A 25492-nucleotide genomic window follows, 5' to 3' on the forward strand; every position below is an offset into this window, starting at 1 on the left:
ATCATCGCCTCTGATACTTCGGTCGTAAAGTCGTTCACGGCCATCTCCTTCCGGATCAGACCGGACCCTCACACACCGTTTTTCTTACAGTCCCAGAAATAGTGGAGCGGTGAAGGATCGGCTTATGCAATAGGGGTAAGTGGCGGATTTGTGGCTTGGGAAGCTGTGATCCGGTCTTGGGTGAAGGATCAGGTGATGACGAGGAGTCCGGTGGCGAACATGAAAATGAGGCCGGTGATGATGCCGCCTGCGGTGAGGGGTGTGAGGGTTCGTCCGGTGGTGTCTTTGAGCATGGGCAGGAGTTTGATGGCGACTTGTCCCACGGCGCCAGCTCCGATGCCGAGTAGGAACGCGGCCAGTGTGAGTTGGTAGACGGTGGCTCCGAGGAGTGCACCAAGAATGGCCGGTGCTCCCGCGATGAGGCCAAGGATGGCCAGGCGGGTCAAGGGTGGGCGTTGTGAGGCCAGGGGCGTAACAATGGCGAGGCCTTCGGTGGTGTTGTGGATCGCGAAGCCGATGACGAGGGACGCGCCGAGGGCGAGGGAACCGACAGCGTAGGCGGATCCGATGGCCAGGCCTTCGCCGAGGTTATGCAGTCCGATGCCGACAGCGATCAGCAGTGACAGCATTTGCGGCGACAATCGAGCGGGGTTTGCCATGCCGGCTGGTTGGGCGGGGTTTGCCGTGCCGGCTGGTTGGGTGGCCGGTTGGGTGGCTGGTTGGGTGGCTGGGTTGGTGGTTTGTTGGTGTGCCCAGCCTTCGATGCCTTCCAGGATCAGGTATGCGGTGACAGCGCCGAGGAGTACGACGAGGGGGCCGCCGTAGGAGGCGTTGTCGCGGACGAGTTCAATTCCTTCGAGGGTGGCGTCGATGGTGAGGTATACCAGGAGGCCGACGGTGAAGGCGAGCAGGCCGCGGATCCAGGCTGGTGAGGATCGGCGGACGAAGGGCATCCATAGCAGTCCGAGGCCGATGGGTATGACGCCGACGTAGATTCCCAGCAGCGCCATGAGCCCGAAGAAGGAGGTGCCTTTGTCCGGGCTGAGGACGGCTGCGTCGATGGTGGCGTCTACTCTTCCTCCGGCTGAGGTGATCAGGGAGATGTCGTAGGGATCACCCTGGACCCAGGGGTAGGAGACGGTGACGGTGTTGCTTTCCAGATGTGTCATCTGGTTCTCGCTTTGGGTGAGTCCGGCGTAGTAGTCAGAGACGATGACTTGGGCGATGGTGACCGGGTCGGCGCCCTCGTTGCGTACGGTCAGGGTGATCAGGCCGTCGGTCAGTTCGATGTTTTCGACCACCACGGCTTCTTCGGGTGGCCTGTCGTCGCCGAGGCCTGTCAGGCCGGGCGCATTGAGCAGGCTGAACAGTGCGATCAGGGCGGCGATCAACACCAGTGGTCCAAGGCCCAGGACCCAGCGGGGTATTTTCGTCGTTTTCTCTGCTTTGTGCGGTGCGGTTCCGAGGTGGGTCATGAGTCGCTGACCTCGAAAAAGCCCATCCAGCCCAGTTCGGCGAACTCGGTTTTGTGGGCGTGGAACATGTACTTGCCCGGGTGGGGGAAGCGCATCTCCAGGATCCCGCGTTGTCCCTGTGCCTGCATGATGGTGTCGGTGTATTCGCTCGGGGTCAAGGACGTGCCGGTCGGGTAGTAGTGGAAGAAGTTTCCGTGCATGTGGAAGGAGTTGATGGGGTCGTATTCGAGGATGTTGATCAGGTGGATGCGCACCAGTTGTCCCTTGGTGACCTGCACGGGGTGGTCCATGAAGTGGAACGGCAGCCCGTTCACGGAGTAGAACTCGTTGTCATCTCCCCCGTCGGTGTTATAGCCGTTCATGACCATGATCATTTCGTCGGCGTCGGGTCGGCCGGCCTTGGGTTCGACGATGAACGCCCCGTAGAGGCCTTTGGCGATGTGCGGGGCCAGCGGTGACTGATGGCAGTGATAGAGGTGGGTGCCGAACGGTTCGGCATCGAATTCGTAGGTGAAACGTTGGCCCGGCAGGATCGATCCGGCACCGATCCCGGCGGTTCCATCCATCTCGGCCCGGTGCACCCCGTGGAAGTGCATGGTGTGCGGGTGGGATCCGCCGTTGGTGAAGTGAATGCGCAGCGCATCACCCTCCTGCGCCCACAAGCTAGGGCCCGGAATCCTGCCGTTATACGTCCATCCCGGGAATGTCACTCCCGGCGCGATTTCTATATCCCGGTCATAGGCCGTGATGTCCCATTCACGCAAGGTCCTGCCATCCGGCAGGGTACTGACGGTGCCTTTGTCGAAGTCACGCAGGATCGCCGTCGGATCAATTCCTGCCCGTCCGGGGGGAACCGATCCCGATGGGAAGCCGGCATGCCCTGCATGATTGGACACCTGGCCCCCCGTCATTGCGGTGTGGTCCATCGCATCTGGCTGCGCGTCCGCCTGGCCCCGGCCGAGCATCGTCAACGGTACTGCGGCCGCCGCGGCCGCACCGAAAAGCATCCCGCGCCGACTGGGCATCATTGTTGCGGTGTGCAGAGGTCGCTTCATCACAAGTCCAATCCGTCAAACATACGAGTTCGGTAAGACTAACATCGAAGCTGAGTAGGGCGTACTAGTAATCTTGCTGGACCTAATTGGTCTGTTGTCCTGCGTTAGGCTTGGTTGCATGCCGGTATCCGACCTGACCAATTCCGCCCAGGACTACTTGAAACTCATTTGGACTGCCACGGAATGGTCGGGAACCCCGATCACGGTCACCGTTCTGGCGGAGCGCATGGGAGTGCGGCCCTCCACCGCGTCGGACAGCATCAAAAAACTCAAGGATCAGGGCCTTGTGACCCACGCCCCGTACGGGACGATCGAGCTTACCCCCGCCGGATCCGCGTATGCCGTAGACATGGTCCGCAGGCACCGGCTCCTGGAAACGTTCTTGGTCCAGGTCCTTGGCTATGGCTGGGACGAAGTCCATGATGAAGCCGAAGTCCTCGAGCACGCCGTCTCGGACACCATGATCGAACGCATCGACCAACGATTAGGGCATCCCACACGCGACCCGCACGGAGACCCGATACCTTCCGCCGACGGCCAACCACACCGTCCCGGCGCCATCCAACTCCACCACGCAGGCCCGATAAGTGAAGTGACCGTCGTCCGGATCTCCGACGCCGACCCCGCAATGCTCAGATACTTCTCCGACATCGGCCTCACCCCCGATGCCCAACTCACCATCCAAAAGCAACGCCCCTACACGGACGCCATCACCATCACCCTCTCCGGCGAACAAAAAAACATAGACCTCGGCCCCACCGCCGCTAACGCCATCTGGGTCACCACCTCCTAACGAACCCCCAACACGACCCGGTACACGCCGCAGAAATGACCACGCTTGAGGCATACGCTTCGGACTGAGAAACCCATTTCGTGCCGCGTAGACGGGCCCTCCTGCAGGGACGGCCGATCGATAAGGATGTCTATATTCTCCGTCGTCATTCTTGGGGGTCGGCTGCACGAGAATGCCAGACGTCGCCTGCACTACATGCTGGAACCCGTCGGTCCGATCCTGCGAGGGAAGCCATGCGCCGAACGTATCAACTCAGATGTATTGGCAAACCTGGTTAGGCGCGCAGGCGGCGGGCTCGACCGTGAGGCTGACCGAATGCAGGCTCTGCACTGTCTCGCGCAGAGCAAGCAGATCGGCTATCTGGTCATCGAGTTCTTTCAGCCGTCCGGACAGCAGGAATTGGACGTGGGCGCAGGGCGCGTTGCCCCCGTCTCGGTTGTGGAGGATTTCACCGATCTGGGCCAGTGTCAGCCCTGCGCTTTGTCCCCGCCGGATGAAGCCGATCCGGTGGACGGTATCGCTCGGATAATCCCGGTAGCCGCTTGAAGTTCGCGGCGGTATCGGCATCAAACCTGCCGATTCATAGAACCGCAGGGTTTTGGTGGTGGTCCCCGTGGCATTCGCCAGTTCACCGATCCGCATGGTTGCTCCTCCACTGTCTTCCGTGACTTGACCTTCCACCGTACTGGAACGTTGATGATGGGTTTCGATATGTCCGTGCGCAGGAGGAGGTAAGTGATGATGGCTGAGTATGATTTTGATCTGGCTGTGGTGGGTTCCGGTGGTGCTGCCATGGCTGCGGCCATCACAGCGCGGCAGTCCGGGAAAACAGTGGTGCTTATTGAACGGGTGGTGTTGGGAGGAACGTGCGTGAACGTGGGGTGTGTTCCTTCGAAAACCTTGCTGGCCGCGGCCGGTACGCGCCATGCGGCGTTGAACAATCCCTTTCCCGGCGCGCCGACCTTCGCTGACCCCGTCAATCTGGAATCCCTGGTCGAGCAGAAAGATGCGCTGGTTGAGCACTTACGTGGTGCGAAGTACGCTGATGTGGCTGCTGCCTACGGATTTGAGATACGCGCCGGGGAGGCTTCCTTCATCGACAATGAAACCCTGGCAGTTGATGGCGTGCCGCTGTCCGCACGGTCGTTCATTGTCGCAACCGGCGCCAAACCTGCCTTACCGGAGATGGCCGGACTCGATGAGGTTGAATTCCTCACGTCCACCAGCGCCATGGAACAAACTCGCCTCCCCGAATCACTGATTGTCATCGGCGGCGGCTATGTGGGCCTGGAACAGGGCCAACTGTTCGCGCATCTGGGATCAAAGGTGACCATCATCGGACGGATCGCCCCGGCAGCCGAACCCGAGATGGCGTCCATCCTCCGTGCAGCGTTGACAGGTGAAGCCATCACCGTGGTCGAGGAACATGCGGTGTCCGTCTCCGCCGTGAACGGACGCGTCACCGTCAGCACCAGCTCCGGCGTGGTGTTGCACGCGGAGAACATACTGATTGCAACAGGCCGGATGGCCCAAACGGATGGACTGAACCTCGACGCCGCAGGGGTAGCCACCGACGGACACGGGTTCATCACGGTCGATGACCGGCAGCGGACCAGCAATCCGCGCGTTTTCGCCGCGGGGGATGTGACCGGTGGACCCCAGTACGTCTACGTTGCGGCCGCTGCAGGAAAGACCGCAGCCCACAACGCTCTCCAGGAATCTCCAGCGGATGCATCGGCCCGGGTGGATTACACCGGGCTGCCAGCTGTCATCTTCACCCGCCCCCAACTGGCCACAGCCGGCCTCACCGAAGCCGAAGCCATTGCCGACGGATACCAGTGTGAGAGCCGCGTGCTGAGCTTTACGGATTTACCCCGGGCACGGGTCAACCACGACACCAATGGGGCGGTCAAAATGGTCGCCGAGGCCGAAACCGGCCAAATCCTCGGACTCAGCGCGACCGGCGACGATGTAGGAGAAATAATGCTGGCCGCCACCTACGCGATCCGGGCCGGGATGACGACCCGGCAAATCACCGACGCCTGGGCGCCGTATCTGACCATGTCGGAAAGTCTCCGCCTCGTCGCCGGCCTGTTCCACAACGAAATGCCCACCTCATGCTGCGCGTGAGATGGACATAAGGACTGCTCTGATGGGTAAGTCGACTTCCTTCGCCACTCTCATGCGGCAGCAGCAATACCGGCGCCTGTGGACCGCCCGGACCATCTCCCAATGGGGGGATGCGTTCAACACGGTCGCCCTGGTTCTGCTGGTCTACTCCCTCACCGGGTCCGGGCTCGGAGTCTCCGGGGTGGTCATCGCCGAAATCATCCCGGTCCTTATCCTGGCTCCCCTGGCGGGGGCACTGGTGGACCGGTTGCCGCGGGTGAAAGTCATGATCGCCGCCGACCTGATCCGGGCCGGGCTCGCCTTTGCCCTGCCCTTCGTGGACGGCAATGTCTTCCACGTCTACCTGATCGCCGTCGGTCTCTCCGCCGCCGCCGTGTTCTTCAATCCGGCAGCCCAATCGGTGCTGCCCTCCATCGTTCGGGAACGGGACCTGGTCGCCGCGAACAGCGGGCTCTGGACCGCCGCCGTCATCTCCCAGGTTGTCCTGGCACCCCTGGCCGGCGTGGTGGTCGCAGTTTTTGGTTATGACTGGGCGTTCTGGATCAACGCAGCAAGCTACCTCGCCTCAGCCGCAGCCCTGCTACGCCTCAAAGTGCCAGCCCATCCCGAACGCACCCACCGGTCCTCCTGGTACCGGGATGCCCGCGAAGGACTCATCGAACTCGCACGGCACCGGCTCTTGCGCGCGCTGGCGGCCACCCAGTTCCTGGCAGCCCTGTCAGCCGGAGCAACCGGGGCGCTGCTCGTCGTCCTGGCACAGGACCACCTCCGCCTCGACGAGGCCAGCTTCGGGCTGCTCATCGGAGCCATCGGTGCCGGCGCCGCAATCGGTCCCCTCATCCTCTCCAGAATTACTGACAACCCACGCCGGCCAGGGTTTGTACTGGGACCGTTTGTCCTCCGCGGGCTGGTCGACGCCGTCCTCGCTACGGTCACCGGACTGGTCTCCGCCATGGCCGCCCTGGTCGTCTACGGGCTGGGAACCTCCACTGGAGCAGTCACCTTCAATTCCCTGCTCCAGGCTGAGATACCGGAGAAACTCCGCGGGCGGATCTTTGCCACCTTCGACATGCTCTGGCAATCCGGCCGGCTCATCTCACTACTACTCGGCGGTATCGCAGCTGACCTCTTCGGCATCAGGGCCGTCTTCTACCTCGGCGGAGCCCTCCTACTCGCCGCCGCCTGGACCGGCTGGCGGGGACTGAAAACGCAAACGTGACCACCTGAACATTCCTGGAACTCAATCTCCCTTCTTAGGAGACCGGTTGTTTTGTCAGGGGAACCCCCGGTACAGTGTGCGGTGCAAAGGGCCTTAGCCCTGCGAAGTAGGCCTGGCAGTCTTCCGGATGGTATGACGAGCCAGGCTCGCGTCTTTAAAGCCTCCGGACCTCACCAATCAGTGGTTCGACGTCCGCCCTCCAGGGTCCGCTTTTCTGGAAGCACCACGCGACGGCATCTCCCACCCACAGCAGGGGCTCCTCGTTACGGCGCATATGCGTGTACCGCAGGTCCTTGTTGTCCTGGACACGTAGTTGCTCGGCGATGATGCGCCGGTCCGCGGCTGCCAGGGAGGCATCCTGTTCCAGCACCAGGCGCTCGGCATCGGCGTGGCAAAGATCTTCGATGAGGGCTTCCAGACAGGTGGGTCGTGCGACCTTGTCGGGCTGGCCGCTCACGACATACACCACGGTCTGCACCCCGGTCGCTGCTGCTCCTTTGAGGAAAGCCCGGCGCACGGAGTCCCGCTCACTCTTGAAATGAACTGCTGTGGACCCTTTATGCCGCAGACCCTTGATGGTTGACCTGGTGGCCACAACATCCGCCGGGGAAATGACTGCCGCGGCGATGTAATAGCTGCCGCTTTTGGATTCATCAACAAACACGTGTGCCCGGCGGGGCAGTACAAAATCCATGAACCGACCCTACCGGGATGCGGAAGGCACGCCGCATCATCAGACCGGGGTGAGGTAGGTTCCGGCCAGGTTTTGCAGTTGGTAGATCCATAGGCTCCAGGCCCCTGACACCATGAGCAGTCCGACCAGGATCAGTAGGGAGCCGCCTGCGATGTTGAAGATCCGGATGTGCCGCCGGACAAATGACAGGGTCCGTGTCACCCACCCGACGCCCAGGGCTACCAGGACGAAGGGGATGCCCAGGCCGAGGCAATAGACGAAACCCAACAGGGCGCCGCGCCATGCGGTTCCGGTGGTGGTGCTCAGGGCCAGGACCGCGCTGAGGGTTGGCCCCATGCAGGGTGTCCAGCCCAGACCGAACACCACTCCGAGCAGCGGTGCGCCGGCGACCCCGTTCTTTGGTTTCCAGCTAAGTTTTTTGGTTTGCTGGAAGAAGGAGAAGCGCCCCACCAGGACCAGGCCCATGAGGATGACGAACAGGCCCAGGATGCGGATGAGCAGGTCCTGCCAGCGCAGCATCCACCCTCCGATAAGCCCGAAAGCCGCCCCGTAAAAGGTGAAGACCAGCGCGAACCCGAGGATGAATAAACCGACGCCGGTGAGGACTTTGCGCCGGTTTCCGGGGGAATTCGGGTCAGTAAGCCCGGAAACGTACCCAACATAGCCTGGCACCAGGGGCAGGATGCACGGCGATATGAAGGACACGATGCCGGCGATCAGGGCCAGCGGAATTGCCAGGAGGAGCGCCCCCGATTGGACGGATTGCGCGAAGAACTCTCCAATCGTCACTGGAAGTCCCGTCCGCTCTCGACCTGCCCCGGGTGCGTGTGTAGTGCCGATTCAGTGTGCAAGGGACTATTACTGTCCGGCCTGCACAGTCGTGGCAAAGGACGCTCCCTCATCCTTGGAGAACTCGATGCCCTCCTCTGTCGACACCCAGATCCGCAGCTCCTCCTGCTCGTTCACGTCTGCGGCGATCGCGGAAGGCTGGGCTGTTGATCCTCCGGTTTCCTTCCACGTCTGCCCCGCGTCCTGGCTGATGTGCACAGCCCCTTCGGGGCTGATCCCTACGACGGTGTCCACATCGGCGAAGGTCGTCAGCAGGAGCACCGGTGAGTCGGGCGGCAGCGCCCAGGTCTCTCCGTTATCGGTGGATCGTTGGACGCCTTCCTCCGTGGTCGCCAGGACGATCGGCCCGTCGACGGACGCCGCAAGGTTAGCCGGTTGGACCTGCGCCTCTATCTCGGACCATTCCTTACCATCGGTTGTTCTCCGCAGTGTCCCGTCGAATCCGATGACGCCGTCTTCGGAAACGGTCAGGGTGTGAAAGTCCGACTCACCCTGGCGGGAGAGTTCCTGCCAGGTTTTCCCGCCGTCGGTTGACTCGATCAGCCCCATAGGATTGGGAAGATCCACTTCGGGTCCCGGGTGCCCCGAGGCGTAGTACAGGTCTTCCCCGTTACTGGCGAATCCCATCAGGTCAAGGGTCGGGCCGAGCTTCTCGATGGGGTCGGCAGCAACGTCGAACAGCCCGTTGTGGGTGGCCAGCAGGAGTTGTTCGGTGTCCTCATCGAACGCAAGGCCATGGACATGGCCGAACGGGTTTTCCGCTCTGGGCGCCGATCCATCACTGTGGGGTGTTTCATCGTTATGTGGCGCCTCGTCGCTGTGTGCAGGCTCGCCTGCCTCACCGGAGGCCTGCTGCCCGCACGCCGCCAGGAGGAATATTGCGGCGATTCCCAGGGCTGCGGTGCGCATTTTCCTGCCGTTACCGGGAACAGTCTTGTGGGGCATGGGATCGCTTTCATTCGAATGTTGCTGGAGCCGGTGGCCTGGAATGCCGCTCCGCTGCAGTGGAGCAGGGCGCATCCATCCGTGGCTATTACTATCAACGATAGTAGTTGAGGATTTGGGGCGGACCAAAATCAGCGTGCCGTAGCGTCGTGAACCGGGCTCTGTGCGCTCGTGCTTACGGGGTTCCGGCGTGTAATGGCGAGAGCGAGAAGGGGTGGCAGGGCGGCGCCCCAGAGGATCAGGCCGGCGATGGGCTGGTCGGTCGTGACCGGGATATTCCAGAGGTCACCCACGAGGAGGTACCAGTCTCCCCCGATGAGGCTCTCGCGTGTTGTCAACGAAAGCCCGGCTGCTATATGAAACACCAACACGGTCAGGAGCGCTGCGAGCTTAGCCTTCACCGCGCCAGGGGAGGGCGGGCGTGACAGTACTGCGTGGGCGAACAGGTACCCGACCACCAGTGCGGCACCGGTGGAGGCGATCCGTCCGGTGTTGCTGCTGACCAGCGGCCCCAGCAACGGCGTGAAATACAGGGCCCCGTGGAACCCCACATAGACAAGCGCCGCAGGCAGTGGGTGCACCAGTGTGCGGGTCACTGTCAGTCGCGCAGCCAAGGCGAGCCATTCCCTGGTTCCCAGGCTTCCATCGGGCCGCGGAGCCAGCGTGTCCCGGGCGAGCGAGACTGGACGGGCGAGGGCGAACAGGACGGGCACGGCCAACCCGACGATGACCTGGCCGGTGATGAACATACTGGGCAGCAGCCGCGCGTAGACGGCCGGGGCGCCGTTGGTGGCCCACAGGAAAAGGGCGCACCCCACTAACCACGCTGCGGTTCTGCGGATCGGCCAGGAAAGTCCTTGCCGTCCTGCTTTCCGTACCGCACGGAGATACCAGACGAGCAGCAGTACGGCGACGGGCGCCCAGACGACATCGACCCGCCATTGGCTCAGCCACTGCAGAGCGCCGGGCTCCGGCGGTAAAGCAGCACCCAGGAGGGATTCCGCGGCCGTCTGGATAGCAGATTCAGCGAACGGAGACGTCCGCCCGAGGGCGACGGACAGTCCGAAGGTGAATGCCATGATGAGAATCTCGAAACCCGCGAACAGGGCGAATGTTCTTCCTGAGGTGGCCCGTGATGCCAGCAGGGTGAGGATACGGCGCCGCTGATACCAGCCGGCGGCACCCAACAGGAGAGCGGCCGCTGTCTTGGCGATGAGCAGGATCCCGTAGGTTCCCTCCAGGCTCGAGGCGGAACCCAGGCGCAGGAGCGCCCCTGCGATACCGGTCACCAGAACCAGGACGTAGCTCACTCCGGCAATCCTCGAATACCTTTGCGCGACCGAGGGAAAGTCCTCCCCCAAAGTTCCTCGCAGGACCACGAGTGCGGCCAGACCGCCGGTCCAGATCGTGACTCCGATGAGGTGAAGCCCGAGCAGGTTCACGGCCGCTTCGTGGTTCGACGCGCCGTGGGCAGTCACCGTTAAGGGCAGCAGGGCAAGAAGACCGAGCAGCGTAAGGAACCCGGCGTGAAGGGTCCGTGTTGCCATCCAACACCCGGTGGCGACGATCAGGGCCAGGAAGGCGCTCAACCCCAGAGAGCGCCCCAGGTCGAAACGGGTCAGGAACTGGACCATGTCCCCGCCGTTGATGCTTGAAGGACTGGATCCTGCGACGTTGGAATAGGCGAAGGTAACAACGGCGGCACCGGAAACAGCCCACACCGAGGCCGCTGTTGCTGCGAACAACACCGCCTTGGCTGCGGCCGGGCCAAGGTCTGTTCGGTCCTGGGCCCGGTGAGGAAGCATCACTGAGGCCGCCATGAGGAAACCGATCGTCAGGGCCGCCGCCGTGTCGTGGAGGGCGCGGGCGACGGGGGTTCCCCACCGGGTGACCGGACCTGGGTCGGGAAGCCCCGGGCCGGGAGGGCCTGCAGCACCTGCTGCGGCGAGAACCGCGACGGCAGTTAGCGGCACCAGGATCAGCAACAGTCCTGCCCACACACCCCGGCGCAAAGTACTGCTGCGGTTCACTGTGATGCCTTGCGCGCCTGCCGGCGGAGAACAGGGACTGCGATCAGGACCGCGGCCGCCGTCAACAAGCCAAGACCCAGCAGCACTCCTCGGGGAGCTTGCCGAGGACGGGCGTCAGAGACCCACACCTCGGAGTCCACACTGTTTTCTGGTGCGGCGACTGGCTCTTTAGCTCCAGCTTCTGCTGCACCTGAGCCTGAGCCTGAGCCTGAGCCTGAGCCTGGTGTGACGGTAAACGAGAAGGCTTCGTTCACCGGATGCCCATCATTGGCGGTGACTCTGTACTCGATTTTCCAAAGGGCCGGCCCGCTCTCCGGTTGACCGGCAGCTGCCCCTGGCGGGATACGCACAACCAGCGATTTCCCCGCCGTCTCGGTCAGCGCGCCGTAGGCCGGACCGCCGGATACCGACACGGTCACATTGGCGAACTCCAGCTCGACCTGCTCCGTGAATCCAAGGGTCACCTGTTCTGGAACCGCCCCCACGGTCGCACCATCGGCCGGATCCGAGGACAAGAGATAGGTATGTGCCGAGGCAGGAAGAGACATCGTCAGGAGCAGGACTGCAGCCAGAGAGGCAGCCAGCACCTCACGGAGAGACCGCTGTGCCCGACTACTCCTGATCCTGGGCGATCCCCGATCCATAACCACTCCTTCATTTCCGCCGTGGAGCGATACCTCTACCAGGTGACGTGTCGCCTGACGCGGACGAACCCTTTTAAGTACTATCAACTGTAGTATCTTATGCTTCCGAGACCGCACCTGCGGACCACGGACGCCCGACAGGGGTGCTACCCCTTGGAAAAACACCCCCTGAGCCCCTGCCGGGCCCGTCACTACTAATCCATCTAGTATTTTGCTACTATCTTTAGTAGTAGTTGATATTGACCGAACGATGAGAGGAACGTACGTGACTTTGAGTTTGTGGATTCCAACCGCGGCAGCTGCCGGCCTTTTGGCCCTGGGAGCAGCTGCTCCGTCAGTGGCCGCCGGACCTCCGGCGGCCGAGAGCCCTAGCGCCACTGCTGAGGCCGCCGACGATCATCACGGCATGAACAACCAGGACTCGGTTCCAGGCATGGCGCAGATGCATGAATTGATGACCAGGGACAACCCCGGCATGGCACAGATGCACGAGCAAATGATGAACGGCAACCCGGGCATGGCGCGCATGCACGAGAAGATGATGGACGCGGATTTCGAGATGGGCTCGAGCGGGATGATGTCCTCAAGCCCAACCCCGACCGATGAAGGTGAACTGTAATGAGTGAAGCACTGTACGCCCTTGCGCTGCTGGCCTGCCCCGTCGGAATGGGTTTGATGATGTGGTTCATGATGCGGGGCAGCAAAGCCCCTCCCGCGCAGGCGGCTCCGACTGAAGCGGCGGAACTGACCAAGCTGCGCGCCGAAGTCGACCAACTGCGCGCCGGCCAGAACGACACAGCTGGCGGCACCTCCCTGCCGCAGTCGACAGGGTCGACTCTTCGATGACTGAGTGGGCATTGCCGGTGGCCATTCTCCTGGCATCGCTGAGCGCCACCTACTTTTTCTGCCTCCGCCCCATGCGGCGGGGACACTGCGCCATGAACCCACAGGCGCGCAACGCAGGATCTCAGCATGTACCTTCAGCGCAAGCAACAGAGCTGGCACAACTGCGCGGACAGGTTGAAGCCTTAAAGACGCAACAGCTCCGGCGGCAGCTTACGAAAGATTAAACCGGCATCCAGGGCCGACTATCACCGAGGGTCTACTATGCGCGATAGGATTAGTGTCTCAGGTTCGGTTTACTGCACGAAGAAAGGGTCCTGGCATGCATCGTCTCGGCCAGCTTGAATCCACCATCATGGATCGGATGTGGTCCTACCAGGGCGCGGCTGCTGTGCGCGACATCCTGGAGGACATCCAGCGGGACCGGGAAATCGCCTACATGACCGTCAAAACCGTCATGGACACGTTGCACCGCAAAGGGTTGCTGATGCGTGAACCGGACGGCCGAGCGTTCCGCTACCGTCCCACGCAGACCCGCGAGCAATACGCCGCCGCACATATGGGCGAGGTGCTCGCCGGTGGCAGTGACCGCACGGCGACCCTACTGCACTTCCTGGAGCAGATCCCAGCCGACGAGGTCGCGCAGCTACGGGCAGTGCTGGACCAAGCCGAGCGCGCCAAGGCCCAGGCCAGCGAGTGAGCGTCCCGCTCCTTCTTTTCACCTACGCCGTGGTTGCTGCCATGGTGGCGCCGCTGTTGTCCCGGGGCACGTGGTCCGACCGGTCCCCGAGGGTGGGAATCTTTGTGTGGCAGGCCCTGTCGGTGACGATCATCGCGAGCATCACCTTTGCAGGAGCAGCACTGGCGGTGCCGGCCATGCCATTCACCTCGAACCTCGCCGAGTTCCTGCAGGCCTGCGTCATGACGCTGCGGGAGCAGTACTCCACACCGGGAGGCGCTCTGGTCACCACAGTCGGCGCCATCATCGCCGGCACCGTGGTGGCGCGCGTGGGCTTCTGCCTTGTTACCGAATTGGCCTCGGTACACCGTGCGCGCAAACAACAATTGCAGTCCTTGACATTGTTGGCGCGCCGGGATTCCAGCGGGCAATTCCTCGTCGTGGAGCACGCCGAGGCCGCCGCGTACTGCCTTCCCGGTCGGCGGAACGAAATCGTGTTCACCTCCGCAGCGCTGGGAGCCCTCGATGAGGATCAGCGAGCCGCGGTCCTCGCCCACGAGACGGCCCACCTGCGCGGTCGGCACCACCTGATCCTCGCCGCGGCGAACGCAATCCATCGCGCTTTCCCCCGCGTGCCGGCGTTCCGCATCGCCCGCACCGAACTGACGCGCCTTGTTGAGATGGATGCCGATGACCGGGCCGCGCACAGCAGCAGCCGCCTGACCGTGGCCACCGCCGTCGTCCGGCTCGCCGAAGCCGGACCGACGCCCAGTGTGGCGCTGGGTGCAGGAGGCACCAGCGCCCTGGCACGAGTACGCCGACTCTCCTCCCCCACAGCGCCCCTTGGTGCCTTCCGTGCTGTCCTGACGGTTTCCGCCGCAGCGGCAATGCTCGTCCTGCCCCTGACCGTGGCCGTAACTCCGGCAGTGTCGAGTGCCTACGCGCAAACCTGCCCCACAGGTTTTCCCGCCTCCATCTGAATTCCGCGTCCACAGGCCCGCCTCGCCGCTTGATGGAACAGTTTCGAGACCATCCCCGATCAAAACAACCACAGTCTACTAAGATACGTAGTAGACTGTGGTTTGCATTCATGAACTCAACGCGAAGGTGGTGCGGATAGTGGGCGGAATGATGGGCGGCGGCATGATGGGCGGCGGCATGATGGGCGCGGCGGTGCTTTGGTCGCTGGTGGTGGTGCTGCTCCTGGCGGTGACAGCGACAGCGATCGTCCTCCTTGTCCGAAGGGCCGGCCAAGCTGACCCTAACAACCAGGGACGCCATTCCTCCACGACCCGGGAAGCCCGCGAGATCCTTCGCTCCCGGTACGCCAACGGTGACATTGACGACGAGGAGTACCGGCGCCGGCTAGCTTCCCTGGATGAGCGCGCGTAGCAGGTAGCAGACAAACCCCGCCCTCCCGCGCACCTGCCCGGGGGCTTTCCCTTCCCACTTAACGCCGGAGAACAACCATCCTGCCCGTCGCGGCAGCGGCTGTCCTCTACATATCGGTGTCCGGTAGCCCTCTTGTCACGGATGATGTTGCCCCTGCACAGCGCATCGATAGCCGTTGAAAACCACCACTCATCTCACGCGGGCGATCCCCGTGAGTAATAAAAACCTATGAGAAAGTAACCCCCACGATGAATGATGATGCGATGGATATGACGTCCATGGAAACAGCACTGCCCGGCTGGTTGACGCCGGTGTCCTGGATTTTCGTGGTCCTGGGAGTCATCAGCGCAGCGCTGGTGCTGTATGACATCTACGGGCGGCGCCACCGGCAGCCCAACGCCGCGATGGGCATCGTATGGCCGATCTCCGCCCTGTACCTCGGGCCGTTCGGCCTCTGGGCCTACAACCGGTGGGGCAGGACCCGCAGCGACACCCCGAAAGGACGGGCGGTGGAGCCCGAGAAGGATCTTCACGGAAAAGCCCTCACCGGCAGCACCCCAGGCGGAGCTGCTGCGACCGTGGGGCACTTCATCGGGGTCCCCCTCGTGGTCGCCAGCGGGCTGACCATCGCCGGAACGAACCTCTGGGTACTGATTATCGTCATCGCGCTGCTGGCCATCGCGTTGTTGTTCGTCTTTGAATACTTTTTCGCTTCCTCAGCTGACCGCAGTCCTGCAGGGAAAAGCGCCGGTGTAGCGTTGTTGACCGCCACCGTCACCGTCCTGGCCTTCGACATCGGTATGGGTGGGTGGATGCTTGTCATGCACTTCGGGAACTTCATGCCGGCCCCCACCGACATCAGCTTCTTCTTCCTCATGCAGATCGGGCTTGTTCTGGGGTTCCTCACCGCATACCCGGCAGTCCGGGCTCTTATCCGACGCCGCGTCAAAATCGCCGCATAAGCGCAGCACCCCGCAGGGAAACACCAGATCGACCGGATGACAGTGCCGGCAGCACCTCATGCTGCCGGCACTGTCCTTTTAGTGTGCTCGACTACTACCGAACGCCGCTGACTAGGCTGCTTATGCGGTCGCGGCCACACGATGGGTTCCGTCGTGTAGCGGGCGCATGTTCATGCCACACGCCCAGGGATATTCGCCTGGTTCCTCAATCATCAAATCAACGGTTGTGGTATCGAAAGCGGCCAGGGAAGCGCTTTTGCGCAGATCAGGGAAAACGACACGGCTGGTGCAGTCGCTGTTGTCCTGCCGGTCGAAGCGGAACTGGACCGGGATGCCAGCCGTGACCCGGATCAGGTCCGGGGAGTACCCGCCGCGGACCGAAATATCGACAACTTGCGCGCCAGCGCGAACCAACGCCACCTCGGCCTTACGCGGAGCGAAGAAGTACCACGCCAGGAAACCGGTCGCCAGAAGACCACCAGCAATGACAGCCAGATCGACTAAATCCATAGAACACTTCTCCTGTTATTAGCCATTCACCCGACCAAAGCCGAGGCGCAGTGTCATCACCGAAACTTGATACTATGAACGATAGTATTAAGTCTCACGGTGAGCGACATTCCCAGGTGGACCGGAGCAACGAAGGGCGGAAACGGGCATGCAGCCACACGCAAAGGGTTGGAACCTACCAACCAGAATCAATCAATCACCGACTTCACCACGCGGGGTCCGCAGGACCATCCGGGCAGCATGCAGTATCGCCCTGGCCTCCGTGGTGTTCCTGGCCGGATGCGCGGCCCCGGATTCCCTGGCCCAGCAAGCATCAGCCGGGGACAACAAAAACTACATCGCGGGGGACGGCTCCGTGTCCGAGTTCGCCGCCAGCGACCGGGGGGAGCCCATACCCCTTGAAGCGTCCCTCATGGATGGAAGCACGGTCAGCACCGCTGACCTGCAGGGCCAGGTGACCGTGCTGAACTTCTGGTACGCGGCCTGTGCACCCTGCCGGGCGGAAGCACCGGATCTGGAAGCACTCCACCAGGAGTTCTCAGACCAGGGCGTAAAGTTCTACGGCGTCAACATCCGTGATGAGGCACCGACCGCGACCTCGTTCGAGCGGAACTTCGGTATCTCCTATCCGAGCATGCTCGACACCGATGGCAGCATCCTGTTGGGGCTCAGCATCCAGGTCCCCCCGCAAGCAGTGCCGACCACGCTGGTACTGGATAAACAAGGCAGAATCTCAGCCCGGATACTCGGCATCGCCGAAAAAAGCACCCTCAAAGCGCTCATTGAATCCGCGTCCAGCGAGTCCTAATCAAAGCAAACCCACGCTTGGAAAGCTGGCGAAACTCCCCCTGGCCTCCCTTGATCGGCGGATCCTCCGTCGCACCTAGAGCCGCAAAACCTTCCGGAACACCCGAACCGGCGCTACATTGGTGTGCTCGCCGACCAACGTCCCGCTGTGCACTCATTCTAATCTCCCATCGAAATAGGTCATGAATACTCTCGCGGAACCTGCCTCCTACTTTCCATCCCCGACCATCAGCGCCATCCAACTGGGCCCGGTCACCCTCAACTTCTACGCGCTGTGCATCCTTGCGGGCATCGCAGCGGCCATCTGGCTGACCGACCGGCGTCTGACCCGACGGGGTGGGCAACCAGGACAAGTCCTGGATGTGGTGCTATGGGCGATTCCCTTCGGAATCATCGGAGGCAGGCTCTACCACGTCATCACCGACTACCAGTTGTACTTCGCGCCGGGACGAGACCCTTGGGGTGCGCTGAGGATCTGGGACGGCGGCCTCGGCATCTGGGGTGCCATCGCCCTGGGCGCCTTGGGCGCCTACATCGGGTGCCGCCGGAACGGGGTGCATTTCAGCGCGTTCGCTGACGCCGTAGCCCCAGGCCTGCTCATCGCCCAAGGAATCGGCAGATGGGGAAACTGGTTCAACAACGAACTCTACGGTGCCCCCTCCACCCTCCCCTGGGCCGTACAAATCCACCAAATGAACCCATCGGCAGGACGGGCAGCCCTCGACGCTGCAGGAAACCCGATCGTTCTCGGCTACTTCGAACCCACCTTCCTCTACGAATCCCTCTGGTGCCTGGCCGCAGCAGCAGTGCTGCTACTGATCGACCGACGATTCACACCCGGGGCGGGCGCAGTCTTCGCCCTCTACGTGGCCTTCTACACCGCCGGCAGGTTCTTCTTCGAACTCATGCGCTCCGACTACGCAAACACCATCCTGGGCTTACGCGTCAACACCTGGGTATCCGGAATCCTCTTCATCGCCGGCACCCTAGCATTCCTACTTCTTCGCCGACGCACCCCCGCCACCACCCCCAGCGAAGGGAAAAAGGAAGAGACCACCACAGATACGCCAACTGAAAACAACACTCGATAGGCCAGCACTCCCGGTCCGGGACGACCCCTATACGAAACATACTTTCGGAAGCAGCTCTCGAACGGCATTTCGGCAACTGATAAGTAGGTGGGCGCGCGGGCCTGATCCTTAGTCGCCGTTCCTGCGTGAGTGGGTAAGTGGCACTGTCGGTGCGGACCAGGACTTTCTTCCCGATCTGGTTGCCGTCCTGGTCGAAGAACCCGTCTGGCAGTTGAACGGTAGCGGTGTCGAAGACCTCGATGTGGTCATCGGCGCTGTTGGCTCCGGCGTTACCCGGGCAGCAGGCAGGCCAGGATCTCCCCGGTGCTATGGCATTAATGTCGAGAATCACGGGATCAGTGGCTGTAGCCCGGGCTGCCGGGCTGTGTCCACCGGTGGCTTCCCACACTCGTGAGCGCAGCGTCCGGATCAGTGTTTCAGTGTCGTGGATAAAGGCCGAGGGGCAGGATTGACAGCGCCGTCAGAAAGAGCGTTACCAGCTATCAATGCGTTCTTGGCGACGGCCTGTGGTTCACCTCCGCTTCCATTGCCGGTGATACTATGCCGTCGTCGTCTACTACAACCCTCAAGGAGATGCGACATGACAAAGCCAGCTACGTGGCGTTCAGCCGCCCGCGGGACCACAGCTGCTGCAGTTGCAGCACTGATGTTCACCGCCCCGGGCGCAGCCTCAGCCCACGATCCGCAGGAGGACTTGCCGTCCCCGGCCCCGACGGCGTCTCAGTCCCCGGAGCCGGCCAAGTCGGAGTCAAAGTCGCAGCGCACCGTCGATGTGCAGATCCTCGGCCTGAATGAGACCCATGGTCAGCTCACCCCACTGAACCGCGACGGCCGTCCTGCCGGGGGAGCGGCGAGCCTCGCGGCCTACCTCGCGCAGGAAGAGGCCGAGAACCCGCGAACCCTGGTCCTGGATTCCGGCGACTTTATGCAGGGTCCCGTCATCTCCTCCTACTTTGAGGGCGCTTCAACGGTTGACGTCTATAACGAGATCGGCGTGGACGCTGCAGCGGTGGGAAACCACGAATTCGATTGGGGCCAGGACGCCTTCGCGGAGCGGGTTGACCAGGCCGAATTTCCGTTCCTGGCCGCGAACATCATCGACGACGGGACTGGTGAGGCGCCCGACGGCGTCGAACCGTACATTGTCGAAAACCTGAAGGGCGTGAAGGTTGGAATCATCGGCATCGCGAATCCTGACACCAAGAACGTCACCCTGCCGACGGCTACCGAGGGGCTCACTTTCCTCGATGCGGCTGCGACCGCCGACGCCGTCAACGCTGCGGTGGAGGAACTGCGGGATCGCAAGGTCGAAACGATCATTGTCAGCGCCCACCAAGGTCTGGAGTCTCCGACCGAAGGCCCGCTAGTAAATATCGTCAATCAGCTCTCCGATGAGGTCGACCTCGTACTGGCAGGTCACATCCCGCTTGAGTTCAACACCACCATTAACGGCATCCCGGTCGTGCAGCCCTTCGGCAATACCCGCGGCTACGCGGACGTCACGTTGACCGTGGACCGCGCCAGCAAGGATGTCATCAACGTCGCCACCGAACTGGATACCACCTTCGTCGATGAGATCCAGCCGGATATGGAAGTACAGGCCATTGTCGACGACTACCAGGCGCAACTAGGTGCGGAGCTTGGACAGACCGTGGGCGCAGCGACGACGTCGATCCAGCGTGGCGCGAGCCGTGCTGTGGAATCCGAGATGGGCAACTTCGTCACCGACGCCATGCGTAACCACCTTGATGGTGTGGATTTCGCGGTCACCAACGCGGGCGGACTGCGCTCGGACATCGACGAGGGACCCATCACCCTCGCCGAGGTCTACGGCGTCCTGCCCTTCAACAACACGCTAGTGACCATGAGTCTCACCGGTGCACAGGTACGCCAGGTCCTGGAGGAAGGCGCCAACAGCCCGTACGGCACCGCCCAGGTATCCGGTGTGAAGTGGGCGTACAACCCCGCAGCCCCGTTCGGAGCCCGCGTCACATCCGTGACACTGCCGGACGGAACGCCACTTGACCCTGCCGCGTCCTATCGGGTAGCCACGAACAACTTCATGGCCACCGGGGGCGACGAGTTCACAACACTGACCCAGGGAACGAACACTGTGGACACAGGCATCAACCTCGTCGACACCGTAGTGCGCTACCTCGAGACCAACTCACCCGTGGACCCACAGGTCGAAGGACGCCTGACCGTCGGGTAACACAATCCTTGGACAGGGGTGCCGGATAATCCCGGCACCCCTTTCGCTACAAGCTCGGAACCTCCACCAGTGTCACGATCGCGATCATCAGCAGGATCGATAGCGCCGTCGTCACAAGGGCCGACTGCCGCGCGATACCTCGCCCGCGGTCGTAGCGAATCGCCGCGATCAGCACGTTCTGTGCGGTCGGCAGCGCTCCAAAGAGCGTGACCGCGAGCAAGGGAACGTCTTGCACGCCGAATACGAAACGACCGAAGAGGAACGCAACCGCAGGGCGTACTCCGGGTTTGAGGAATGTCACCAGACCCAGGTCGATGGCGGACGGAACGGACAGCGCTACTTGGGGGCATCCTCGTGCGTCCAAGCCTCCGCGTAGAACCGGGGGGAAAGCGATTCCAGTAGTTCGGTGTAGATTGCCGGCTCCATGGCCTGTGCTGAGCCCCCTGGAATCTGCGACGCGAAGGCGGAAACGCCCAGCCCGGCCTCGCGATCCTTCAGGGTCAGGCCGGCGGCCTCCAAAATTGTGGGGTACATGTTCAGCTGGTCCACGCGGGGGCGCAGCGTGCTGGTCGTGTCCTGGCCCGGAACCCAGATCCGATTGAAAATAGTGCGGTTGTCGTGGTCGTCCAGTTGCTCGTGGAAAGCATCGCCGGCGCTCATGTGCTTGAGATGGTCGCCCATGATCACCACGGCGGTGTCGTCGAGGTAGCCCTTCTCCTTCATATAGTCCACGAACCCGGCCACCTGGGTCATCGAGCAGGAAAACACCGAGGTGACCTCGTTCTGCGTATCCACGTCGCAGTAGTCATAGACGTGCACCGGCTCGTGGGTGTCCAGCGTCAGCATGGAGAGGTTGAACGGCTGACCGGTCCTCTCCGCCTCGGCGTACAGCTCATCGATCTCGTCCCGGGCATTGGCCATGAGGCGTTCGTCGCTCAGGCCCCAGTCGCTGCGGAAGCTCCTCTCCGGCTCGCCCGCGGCGCGCCAATCAGAAAGGCCCTTCACCTCGGAATAGCCGTGGGTACCCAAAAAGCTGTCTTTCGCAGCGAAGGAGGAGTTCGCACCGCCCAGGAACACGTTGGTGTAGCCGTGCTCGGTCAGGACATCGCCCAAGCAGGTCAACCCTCCCAGATAGGTGTCGACACCGCCGTCGGGCTCAATCGGGGCGCTGCTGCTCCCGGAGGAGCCCACGCCCTTCAGCGGGACGCCGCACTGCGTCGAAGTGAGACCGGCCATGCTCCAGCCTCCACCGTTGTACTGCTGGAAATCCTCCACGCTCTGCCAGCCGTCTGAGACCTTGGTGGCCTCCTTCAGAGGTGCGAACGCGTCCTTCTCGAAGAGCTGATCGTCCTCAAGGGTGGCCTCGCCGGACTCGAGATAAATCAGCACCAGGTTGCGCTTGTCCTTATCGCTGGTGACGGTCGGCTCCACGTAGTAGTCGCCGATGTCGTACGGGGAGTTCGCCGCATCGATGTAATCCTTCATGCCCACCGTGGTGGCGAAGGCCGTGGTGCCGCCGACGACCACCGCGGCCACCAGGGCGGTGGAGACGGTACGCATGATCCATGGCGAGCGACGGGGACGCACGTCCTCGCCATTCCGGCGGAGCTTGCGGCGCCGCGAGAACTGCCACAGGGCGATTCCGACGGTGATGAGCAGGGGCACAACACCAACCCCCAAAATGCCGATCCAGACGATGGCTCCACCCCCGCCGTCGAATTCCACGGAGACAAGGTTCAGGAGCATCTGACCCACTGTGATTTCGCCCCAGTAGAATCGGATGCCGACGGCGGCGATGAGCAGCGCGAGTCCCGCCCAGATCAGGACGTAAACCAGGCCGCGTCCCACGACAACGCCGACCCGTCGGGTTCCGGGAAGAATCTGGCCAGACATGACAACACCTCGCGTTCCGGATGCCCGCGTGTTCGCCGAACACCCTTGACATCCAACCCCTTCTTGGGTGTGGAAAAGACTAGTGCCCTAGGCTACCCGTTCAACCTTGGTTTACCCGTCGTTAACGAGTCGTACACCGCAGCACGGGCTGCGCGACCCTCGGCGGTCAGTGGAAGTCTCCCAAGCGAGAGCTCGTCTTGAAGCAACTGAAGCTAGTCAGCACAGACTGCCTTAATTCAGACCGGAAAGCCGCGCTGACTGCCTGGCCCCGAACGCCGGCGAAGACAACATTCATCCGCGGCTTTTATGCGCTTGCCGCTGACCTTCGAGGTCTCCCCGCCCGGTGCGGGCGGTTCGGTTTAGGTGTTGTGTCGGGGCCGGTGTAGGAGTGCATAGCCGGTGATGGCGAGGATCCCGGCGGTGGCTTCTGCTACTGCGGTGAAGGCTTTTTTCGCGTACCAGATGGGTTCATACATGGAGGGGATCGGTCCGATCGTGGGGACTTGCACATACCGGTACAGGACCACGGCCGCCAAGGCCGAGAGCGCCACGGCGGCGGCGACCGCGTATGCTGCCCGGTCTCCCCGGGTCAGGACATACAGGGAGGCCAGGACCGCGATAACGGCCTGGATTCGGAAGAGATTACCTCCACCGATACCGCCGGGGTAGGCCTGTTGGAAACCGGGTGCGAGCTGGAAGTGGATGACAGCGCTGACGATCAAGCCAACCGCAACCAAAATGCGCAGGACAATCATTAGCGGCCGATTGCGTCGCTGGTTCCTGGTCGCGTGGTTTCGTTCCCCGGCGGTGTTTGCCTCCCGGTTTCCGGCGGAGCTGCCTGCCCGGCTCATGAGATGACCAGGGTGGCGGACATTTCAGGGTGATAGGTGCAAATTACGGCGTACTCGCCGGCTTCCTCGGGTGCGGTGAAGGTTACTGTTTCGCCGGCGGGAACATCGACGTCGAAGCCGCCGTCGTCTTCGGCGGTGACCGTGTGCGGGGCGTCGTCTTCGTTGATCACCGTCGCCGTGGCACCCGGGGCGATGGTTTCGGGCATCTCGTATTCGAAGTCCTTGATGGTGATCATGGCCTCCTCCGCAGGCGCTGCTTCCGCAGAAGCTGACCCTGTAGCGGAGGTCCCAGCCCCGGTGGTCGCGGCAACTGATTCCGGTGCCGCGGCTTCACTTGCCGCGCTGGTCGCCTCAGTGCTGCTTGGACCGGTCCCGGACCCGCATGCGGTAACACCGGTAAGCACAGCGGTGAACATTAGAGCTGATATTCCATAACGTACCTTCATGGTCGTACCTCCAAAGATAATGAACCAGTGAACTATGCGCTGTGAACTGTCGAGGATCTGTGAACTGTCGAGGTTCTTTCTGGGGGTGCCTGACAAGCACGCCATGCCCGTTGACGAGGGTCTCCCTACACCCGGTGGTAGGCCGGTTCTGAGGTTCCCCGCTCCGGAATCAACCGCGAGGTCCGCAGGGCTGCGGTGATGAGGTTGCAGCCCTGCGATCCGCACGAGGAGAAGCGGGTGGATCAGTTGTTACTGTTTTGGCGGCGGACGGCGTAGGTTCCGCCAGCTGCGGCCAGGAGCACCAGTCCCCCACCCAGAGCGATGATCGTCGAGGTGTCACTTGCTTCGTTCATCGCTCCGGTGTCAGCGCCGCCCTTGGGCACAGCACCCATCTGATCCATGCTGTTGCCTGCTGCATTGCCGGACTCAGCGACCTCAGGAGCTGCGACCTCGGGTGCTGCCGGTGTCGTGGGGGCAGGTGTTGTAGGGGCTGGCGCCATGGCTTCAGCGCCGACGGTCAGAGTGCCCCGCATGTTGCCGTGGAATTTGCAGAAAAATCCGTAGCTCCCGGCTGCGCTTGGGGCGGTGAAGGTAGCGCTTTGCCCGCCGGGGATCGTGATATCGAAGGAGCCGTCATCGGCGGTGACGGTGTGGACTTCGGTGTCGTTGTTTGTCACGGTGATCTCACCGCCCGGGTTCACGGTGCCTGGTCCGGAGAACACGAAGTTATCGATGCTGATGGACATCTGCCCGGTGGTCATCGCTGGTACTGCCTGGGAGACCGGGCCGGGGGCGGCCACAGCTATCCCGGTGGATCCAAGGCCTGCCCCTCCGATGAGGGCTGCGGTGAAAGCGACGCTGAGAACTTTTTTGCTGGTGATCATGATGATGCCCTCCGGCGGGGCGTTTAGGGAGACAACATTCTGGTAGTCAGTCGACTTGACGCACCGTTGCCGGAAAACCACCGCCACATGACATTCGTCACACTCGTACCAGTGGATTGGTCGACCCGTGGCATTTTGGACCGGCAGGACGCACGGGAGTGTTCTTGTCCATGTGGGCTCACCGCCACTACTGGACGTGTGACCAATGCACGACGGCTGCCGCCGGTGGCGGCATGACAAAAGCGCCGGGGAACACACGGTGAAGGGCCGCTAGTTGTGTTCCCCGACGCTCTCGACCGGGTCAAAAGAATTCCGGTCATCAATCACTCGCACGTGAGGATAGCTAAGACACTACGCCCCCTGCCTGAGCTTTACCTGAGATCAAGACCGCTATCTTTTTCCTGCCGCTTCTGATGCAGGAGGGCATCGACATCCTCGATGTCCCGAACCGCCGCGCACAGCAACCATTGGGCGTGTTCCTGATCGGCGTGCACGGAACCGGCCGGCCCGGATTCCCCATCGGCATGCAGGTCGTTGACCTCTTCACACGCTTGGCGGGTCTCCAGAAGCTTCTGCACACAGCGATCGCGGAGCGCTTCGAGGTCAATCACTGTATGCGTCTTCGCGACGGCCAGCAGGAAACCGACACCCTGACCGGTTTCGGAAATTGTCATACCCGAATCTCCCTCGAACAGCGTGTTAACCGGCCACTCCTGCACCGACAATCCGGCTCATTCGTCATTCGACTAAATTGGGTTCGCCATCTGATCTGCCAGACCAACACCCTGGTGGGTTACCCGGCGGACAACAACATCGAACATGCCCGACCCGACTCGCGAAACATTTATCCCCACCCAACCACTGGATAGTCCGCAGGGAAACGAGCAGCCGTTTCATCCTACCCACCAGTCTCACGTGTATCACTCGTTACATAAAAAAGCTATCTAGTTAGGGCGGTTTCCTCCTACAGTGAGGACAGGCACCGCACATCACGGGTGCTGGCGTTCCGGGGTGATGGTGGGGGGAACCAATCCGCCCCGGGTTGTGCTCCGAATCACTATCAAGCGTGTGTCCGGCTCGGACACACG

Annotated in this window: 27 protein-coding genes; 12 read left to right on the plus strand and 15 right to left on the minus strand. The window is 62.3% G+C overall.

Annotation, left to right across the window (positions count from 1 at the left end; translation table 11 throughout):
* Positions 1 to 188: 188 nt before the first annotated feature.
* Both IWX75_RS16015 and IWX75_RS16020 read right to left on the minus strand, forming a co-directional pair.
* A complete protein-coding gene (locus IWX75_RS16015; RefSeq protein ID WP_196823257.1) occupies positions 189 to 1475 on the minus strand; it encodes a ZIP family metal transporter in 1287 nt (428 codons plus the stop codon).
* Complete coding sequence (locus IWX75_RS16020) at positions 1472 to 2482, minus strand: multicopper oxidase domain-containing protein (RefSeq protein ID WP_334684413.1); 1011 nt, start codon at positions 2480 to 2482, stop codon at positions 1472 to 1474. Before IWX75_RS16020 ends, IWX75_RS16015 begins: the two co-directional genes overlap by 4 nt.
* 166 nt (positions 2483 to 2648) lie before the next feature.
* Here IWX75_RS16020 and IWX75_RS16025 point away from each other — a divergent pair, with 166 nt between their 5' ends.
* Positions 2649 to 3323: a metal-dependent transcriptional regulator gene (locus IWX75_RS16025; RefSeq protein ID WP_196823258.1), complete on the plus strand. Its 675-nt coding sequence runs from the start codon at positions 2649 to 2651 to the stop codon at positions 3321 to 3323.
* 252 nt (positions 3324 to 3575) lie between these two features.
* On the opposite strand, the gene IWX75_RS16030 is transcribed toward IWX75_RS16025, so the two are convergent.
* Entirely contained in the window at positions 3576 to 3965 is a 390-nt protein-coding gene (locus tag IWX75_RS16030) for a heavy metal-responsive transcriptional regulator (protein WP_196823259.1), read from the minus strand.
* A 96-nt stretch (positions 3966 to 4061) separates the two neighbouring features.
* Here IWX75_RS16030 and merA point away from each other — a divergent pair, with 96 nt between their 5' ends.
* Positions 4062 to 5453, plus strand: a complete 1392-nt coding sequence (merA, locus tag IWX75_RS16035; RefSeq protein WP_196823260.1) for a mercury(II) reductase — start codon at positions 4062 to 4064, stop codon at positions 5451 to 5453.
* Positions 5454 to 5475: 22 nt separating this feature from the next.
* Positions 5476 to 6672 carry an MFS transporter gene (locus tag IWX75_RS16040; RefSeq protein ID WP_196823261.1) on the plus strand — a complete coding sequence of 399 codons (1197 nt, stop codon included), beginning with the start codon at positions 5476 to 5478 and terminating at the stop codon, positions 6670 to 6672.
* 154 nt (positions 6673 to 6826) lie between these two features.
* Here IWX75_RS16040 and IWX75_RS16045 read toward each other — a convergent pair whose 3' ends face one another.
* The 5 genes from IWX75_RS16045 to IWX75_RS17900 form a co-directional block, all read right to left on the minus strand.
* The gene (locus IWX75_RS16045; protein WP_196823262.1) at positions 6827 to 7366 is read right to left on the minus strand and encodes a hypothetical protein; all 540 of its coding nucleotides are present in this window, start codon (positions 7364 to 7366) and stop codon (positions 6827 to 6829) included.
* A 39-nt stretch (positions 7367 to 7405) separates the two neighbouring features.
* Entirely contained in the window at positions 7406 to 8155 is a 750-nt protein-coding gene (locus IWX75_RS16050) for a cytochrome c biogenesis CcdA family protein (protein ID WP_196823263.1), read from the minus strand.
* Positions 8156 to 8224: 69 nt separating this feature from the next.
* On the minus strand, positions 8225 to 9160 hold the full coding sequence (locus IWX75_RS16055) for a F510_1955 family glycosylhydrolase (RefSeq protein ID WP_196823264.1): 936 nt from the start codon (positions 9158 to 9160) through the stop codon (positions 8225 to 8227).
* Positions 9161 to 9291: 131 nt separating this feature from the next.
* Positions 9292 to 11190 (minus strand): cytochrome c oxidase assembly protein, encoded by a 1899-nt coding sequence (locus IWX75_RS16060; protein ID WP_196823265.1) that lies wholly within the window; start codon positions 11188 to 11190, stop codon positions 9292 to 9294.
* A complete protein-coding gene (locus IWX75_RS17900) occupies positions 11187 to 11834 on the minus strand; it encodes a copper resistance CopC family protein (protein WP_196823266.1) in 648 nt (215 codons plus the stop codon). Before IWX75_RS17900 ends, IWX75_RS16060 begins: the two co-directional genes overlap by 4 nt.
* 265 nt (positions 11835 to 12099) lie before the next feature.
* Here IWX75_RS17900 and IWX75_RS16070 point away from each other — a divergent pair, with 265 nt between their 5' ends.
* From IWX75_RS16070 to IWX75_RS16095, 6 genes are all read left to right on the plus strand, one after another.
* Positions 12100 to 12453, plus strand: a complete 354-nt coding sequence (locus IWX75_RS16070) for a hypothetical protein (protein WP_196823267.1) — start codon at positions 12100 to 12102, stop codon at positions 12451 to 12453.
* On the plus strand, positions 12453 to 12680 hold the full coding sequence (locus tag IWX75_RS16075; RefSeq protein WP_196823268.1) for a hypothetical protein: 228 nt from the start codon (positions 12453 to 12455) through the stop codon (positions 12678 to 12680). Before IWX75_RS16070 ends, IWX75_RS16075 begins: the two co-directional genes overlap by 1 nt.
* 319 nt (positions 12681 to 12999) lie before the next feature.
* Positions 13000 to 13377, plus strand: a complete 378-nt coding sequence (locus IWX75_RS16080) for a BlaI/MecI/CopY family transcriptional regulator (RefSeq protein ID WP_196823269.1) — start codon at positions 13000 to 13002, stop codon at positions 13375 to 13377.
* The gene (locus tag IWX75_RS16085; RefSeq protein WP_196823270.1) at positions 13374 to 14336 is read left to right on the plus strand and encodes a M56 family metallopeptidase; all 963 of its coding nucleotides are present in this window, start codon (positions 13374 to 13376) and stop codon (positions 14334 to 14336) included. The genes IWX75_RS16080 and IWX75_RS16085 overlap by 4 nt, the downstream gene beginning before the upstream one ends.
* A 97-nt stretch (positions 14337 to 14433) precedes the next feature.
* Positions 14434 to 14748, plus strand: coding sequence for an SHOCT domain-containing protein (locus IWX75_RS16090; RefSeq protein ID WP_196823271.1), 315 nt, complete (start codon positions 14434 to 14436; stop codon positions 14746 to 14748).
* A 248-nt stretch (positions 14749 to 14996) separates the two neighbouring features.
* On the plus strand, positions 14997 to 15710 hold the full coding sequence (locus IWX75_RS16095) for a DUF4396 domain-containing protein (protein ID WP_334684414.1): 714 nt from the start codon (positions 14997 to 14999) through the stop codon (positions 15708 to 15710).
* A gap of 120 nt (positions 15711 to 15830) precedes the next feature.
* Here IWX75_RS16095 and IWX75_RS16100 read toward each other — a convergent pair whose 3' ends face one another.
* Positions 15831 to 16220 (minus strand): cupredoxin domain-containing protein, encoded by a 390-nt coding sequence (locus IWX75_RS16100; RefSeq protein ID WP_196823273.1) that lies wholly within the window; start codon positions 16218 to 16220, stop codon positions 15831 to 15833.
* A 148-nt stretch (positions 16221 to 16368) separates the two neighbouring features.
* Here IWX75_RS16100 and IWX75_RS16105 point away from each other — a divergent pair, with 148 nt between their 5' ends.
* The 3 genes from IWX75_RS16105 to IWX75_RS16115 all read left to right on the plus strand — a co-directional run bounded on the left by IWX75_RS16105 (position 16369) and on the right by IWX75_RS16115 (position 20330).
* Positions 16369 to 17028: a TlpA family protein disulfide reductase gene (locus tag IWX75_RS16105; RefSeq protein WP_196823274.1), complete on the plus strand. Its 660-nt coding sequence runs from the start codon at positions 16369 to 16371 to the stop codon at positions 17026 to 17028.
* A 181-nt stretch (positions 17029 to 17209) separates the two neighbouring features.
* Positions 17210 to 18118 (plus strand): prolipoprotein diacylglyceryl transferase, encoded by a 909-nt coding sequence (gene lgt, locus IWX75_RS16110; RefSeq protein ID WP_196823275.1) that lies wholly within the window; start codon positions 17210 to 17212, stop codon positions 18116 to 18118.
* Positions 18119 to 18698: 580 nt separating this feature from the next.
* On the plus strand, positions 18699 to 20330 hold the full coding sequence (locus IWX75_RS16115; protein ID WP_196823276.1) for a bifunctional metallophosphatase/5'-nucleotidase: 1632 nt from the start codon (positions 18699 to 18701) through the stop codon (positions 20328 to 20330).
* A gap of 46 nt (positions 20331 to 20376) precedes the next feature.
* On the opposite strand, the gene IWX75_RS16120 is transcribed toward IWX75_RS16115, so the two are convergent.
* From IWX75_RS16120 to IWX75_RS16145, 6 genes are all read right to left on the minus strand, one after another.
* The gene (locus IWX75_RS16120; RefSeq protein ID WP_196823277.1) at positions 20377 to 20631 is read right to left on the minus strand and encodes a hypothetical protein; all 255 of its coding nucleotides are present in this window, start codon (positions 20629 to 20631) and stop codon (positions 20377 to 20379) included.
* Positions 20632 to 20666: 35 nt separating this feature from the next.
* A complete protein-coding gene (locus tag IWX75_RS16125) occupies positions 20667 to 22223 on the minus strand; it encodes a sulfatase-like hydrolase/transferase (RefSeq protein WP_196823278.1) in 1557 nt (518 codons plus the stop codon).
* A gap of 359 nt (positions 22224 to 22582) precedes the next feature.
* Positions 22583 to 22945 carry a hypothetical protein gene (locus IWX75_RS16130; RefSeq protein WP_334684415.1) on the minus strand — a complete coding sequence of 121 codons (363 nt, stop codon included), beginning with the start codon at positions 22943 to 22945 and terminating at the stop codon, positions 22583 to 22585.
* 125 nt (positions 22946 to 23070) lie between these two features.
* The gene (locus IWX75_RS16135; RefSeq protein ID WP_334684416.1) at positions 23071 to 23625 is read right to left on the minus strand and encodes a cupredoxin domain-containing protein; all 555 of its coding nucleotides are present in this window, start codon (positions 23623 to 23625) and stop codon (positions 23071 to 23073) included.
* Between the two features lie 137 nt (positions 23626 to 23762).
* Positions 23763 to 24404, minus strand: a complete 642-nt coding sequence (locus IWX75_RS16140) for a cupredoxin domain-containing protein (RefSeq protein ID WP_196823281.1) — start codon at positions 24402 to 24404, stop codon at positions 23763 to 23765.
* Positions 24405 to 24775: 371 nt separating this feature from the next.
* On the minus strand, positions 24776 to 25129 hold the full coding sequence (locus tag IWX75_RS16145; RefSeq protein ID WP_334684417.1) for a hypothetical protein: 354 nt from the start codon (positions 25127 to 25129) through the stop codon (positions 24776 to 24778).
* Positions 25130 to 25492: the final 363 nt, after the last annotated feature.

It is taken from the genome of Arthrobacter sp. CAN_A6, from assembly GCF_015751715.1.
Taxonomy (GTDB): Bacteria; Actinomycetota; Actinomycetes; order Actinomycetales; family Micrococcaceae; genus Arthrobacter_D.

Coding starts and splice junctions, on each gene's coding strand:
- IWX75_RS16015 (WP_196823257.1), bottom strand. CDS start 1,475: ATGACCCACCTCGGAACCGCACCGCACAAAGCAGAGAAAACGACGAAA.
- IWX75_RS16030 (WP_196823259.1), bottom strand. CDS start 3,965: ATGCGGATCGGTGAACTGGCGAATGCCACGGGGACCACCACCAAAACC.
- IWX75_RS16025 (WP_196823258.1), top strand. CDS start 2,649: ATGCCGGTATCCGACCTGACCAATTCCGCCCAGGACTACTTGAAACTC.
- IWX75_RS16100 (WP_196823273.1), bottom strand. CDS start 16,220: ATGGATTTAGTCGATCTGGCTGTCATTGCTGGTGGTCTTCTGGCGACC.
- IWX75_RS16020 (WP_334684413.1), bottom strand. CDS start 2,482: ATGCTTTTCGGTGCGGCCGCGGCGGCCGCAGTACCGTTGACGATGCTC.
- IWX75_RS16140 (WP_196823281.1), bottom strand. CDS start 24,404: ATGATCACCAGCAAAAAAGTTCTCAGCGTCGCTTTCACCGCAGCCCTC.
- IWX75_RS16125 (WP_196823278.1), bottom strand. CDS start 22,223: ATGTCTGGCCAGATTCTTCCCGGAACCCGACGGGTCGGCGTTGTCGTG.
- IWX75_RS16115 (WP_196823276.1), top strand. CDS start 18,699: ATGACAAAGCCAGCTACGTGGCGTTCAGCCGCCCGCGGGACCACAGCT.
- IWX75_RS16105 (WP_196823274.1), top strand. CDS start 16,369: ATGCAGCCACACGCAAAGGGTTGGAACCTACCAACCAGAATCAATCAA.
- IWX75_RS16045 (WP_196823262.1), bottom strand. CDS start 7,366: ATGGATTTTGTACTGCCCCGCCGGGCACACGTGTTTGTTGATGAATCC.
- IWX75_RS16040 (WP_196823261.1), top strand. CDS start 5,476: ATGGGTAAGTCGACTTCCTTCGCCACTCTCATGCGGCAGCAGCAATAC.
- IWX75_RS17900 (WP_196823266.1), bottom strand. CDS start 11,834: ATGGATCGGGGATCGCCCAGGATCAGGAGTAGTCGGGCACAGCGGTCT.
- lgt (WP_196823275.1), top strand. CDS start 17,210: ATGAATACTCTCGCGGAACCTGCCTCCTACTTTCCATCCCCGACCATC.
- IWX75_RS16095 (WP_334684414.1), top strand. CDS start 14,997: ATGAATGATGATGCGATGGATATGACGTCCATGGAAACAGCACTGCCC.
- IWX75_RS16135 (WP_334684416.1), bottom strand. CDS start 23,625: ATGGCGTGCTTGTCAGGCACCCCCAGAAAGAACCTCGACAGTTCACAG.
- IWX75_RS16080 (WP_196823269.1), top strand. CDS start 13,000: ATGCATCGTCTCGGCCAGCTTGAATCCACCATCATGGATCGGATGTGG.
- IWX75_RS16055 (WP_196823264.1), bottom strand. CDS start 9,160: ATGCCCCACAAGACTGTTCCCGGTAACGGCAGGAAAATGCGCACCGCA.
- IWX75_RS16075 (WP_196823268.1), top strand. CDS start 12,453: ATGAGTGAAGCACTGTACGCCCTTGCGCTGCTGGCCTGCCCCGTCGGA.
- merA (WP_196823260.1), top strand. CDS start 4,062: ATGATGGCTGAGTATGATTTTGATCTGGCTGTGGTGGGTTCCGGTGGT.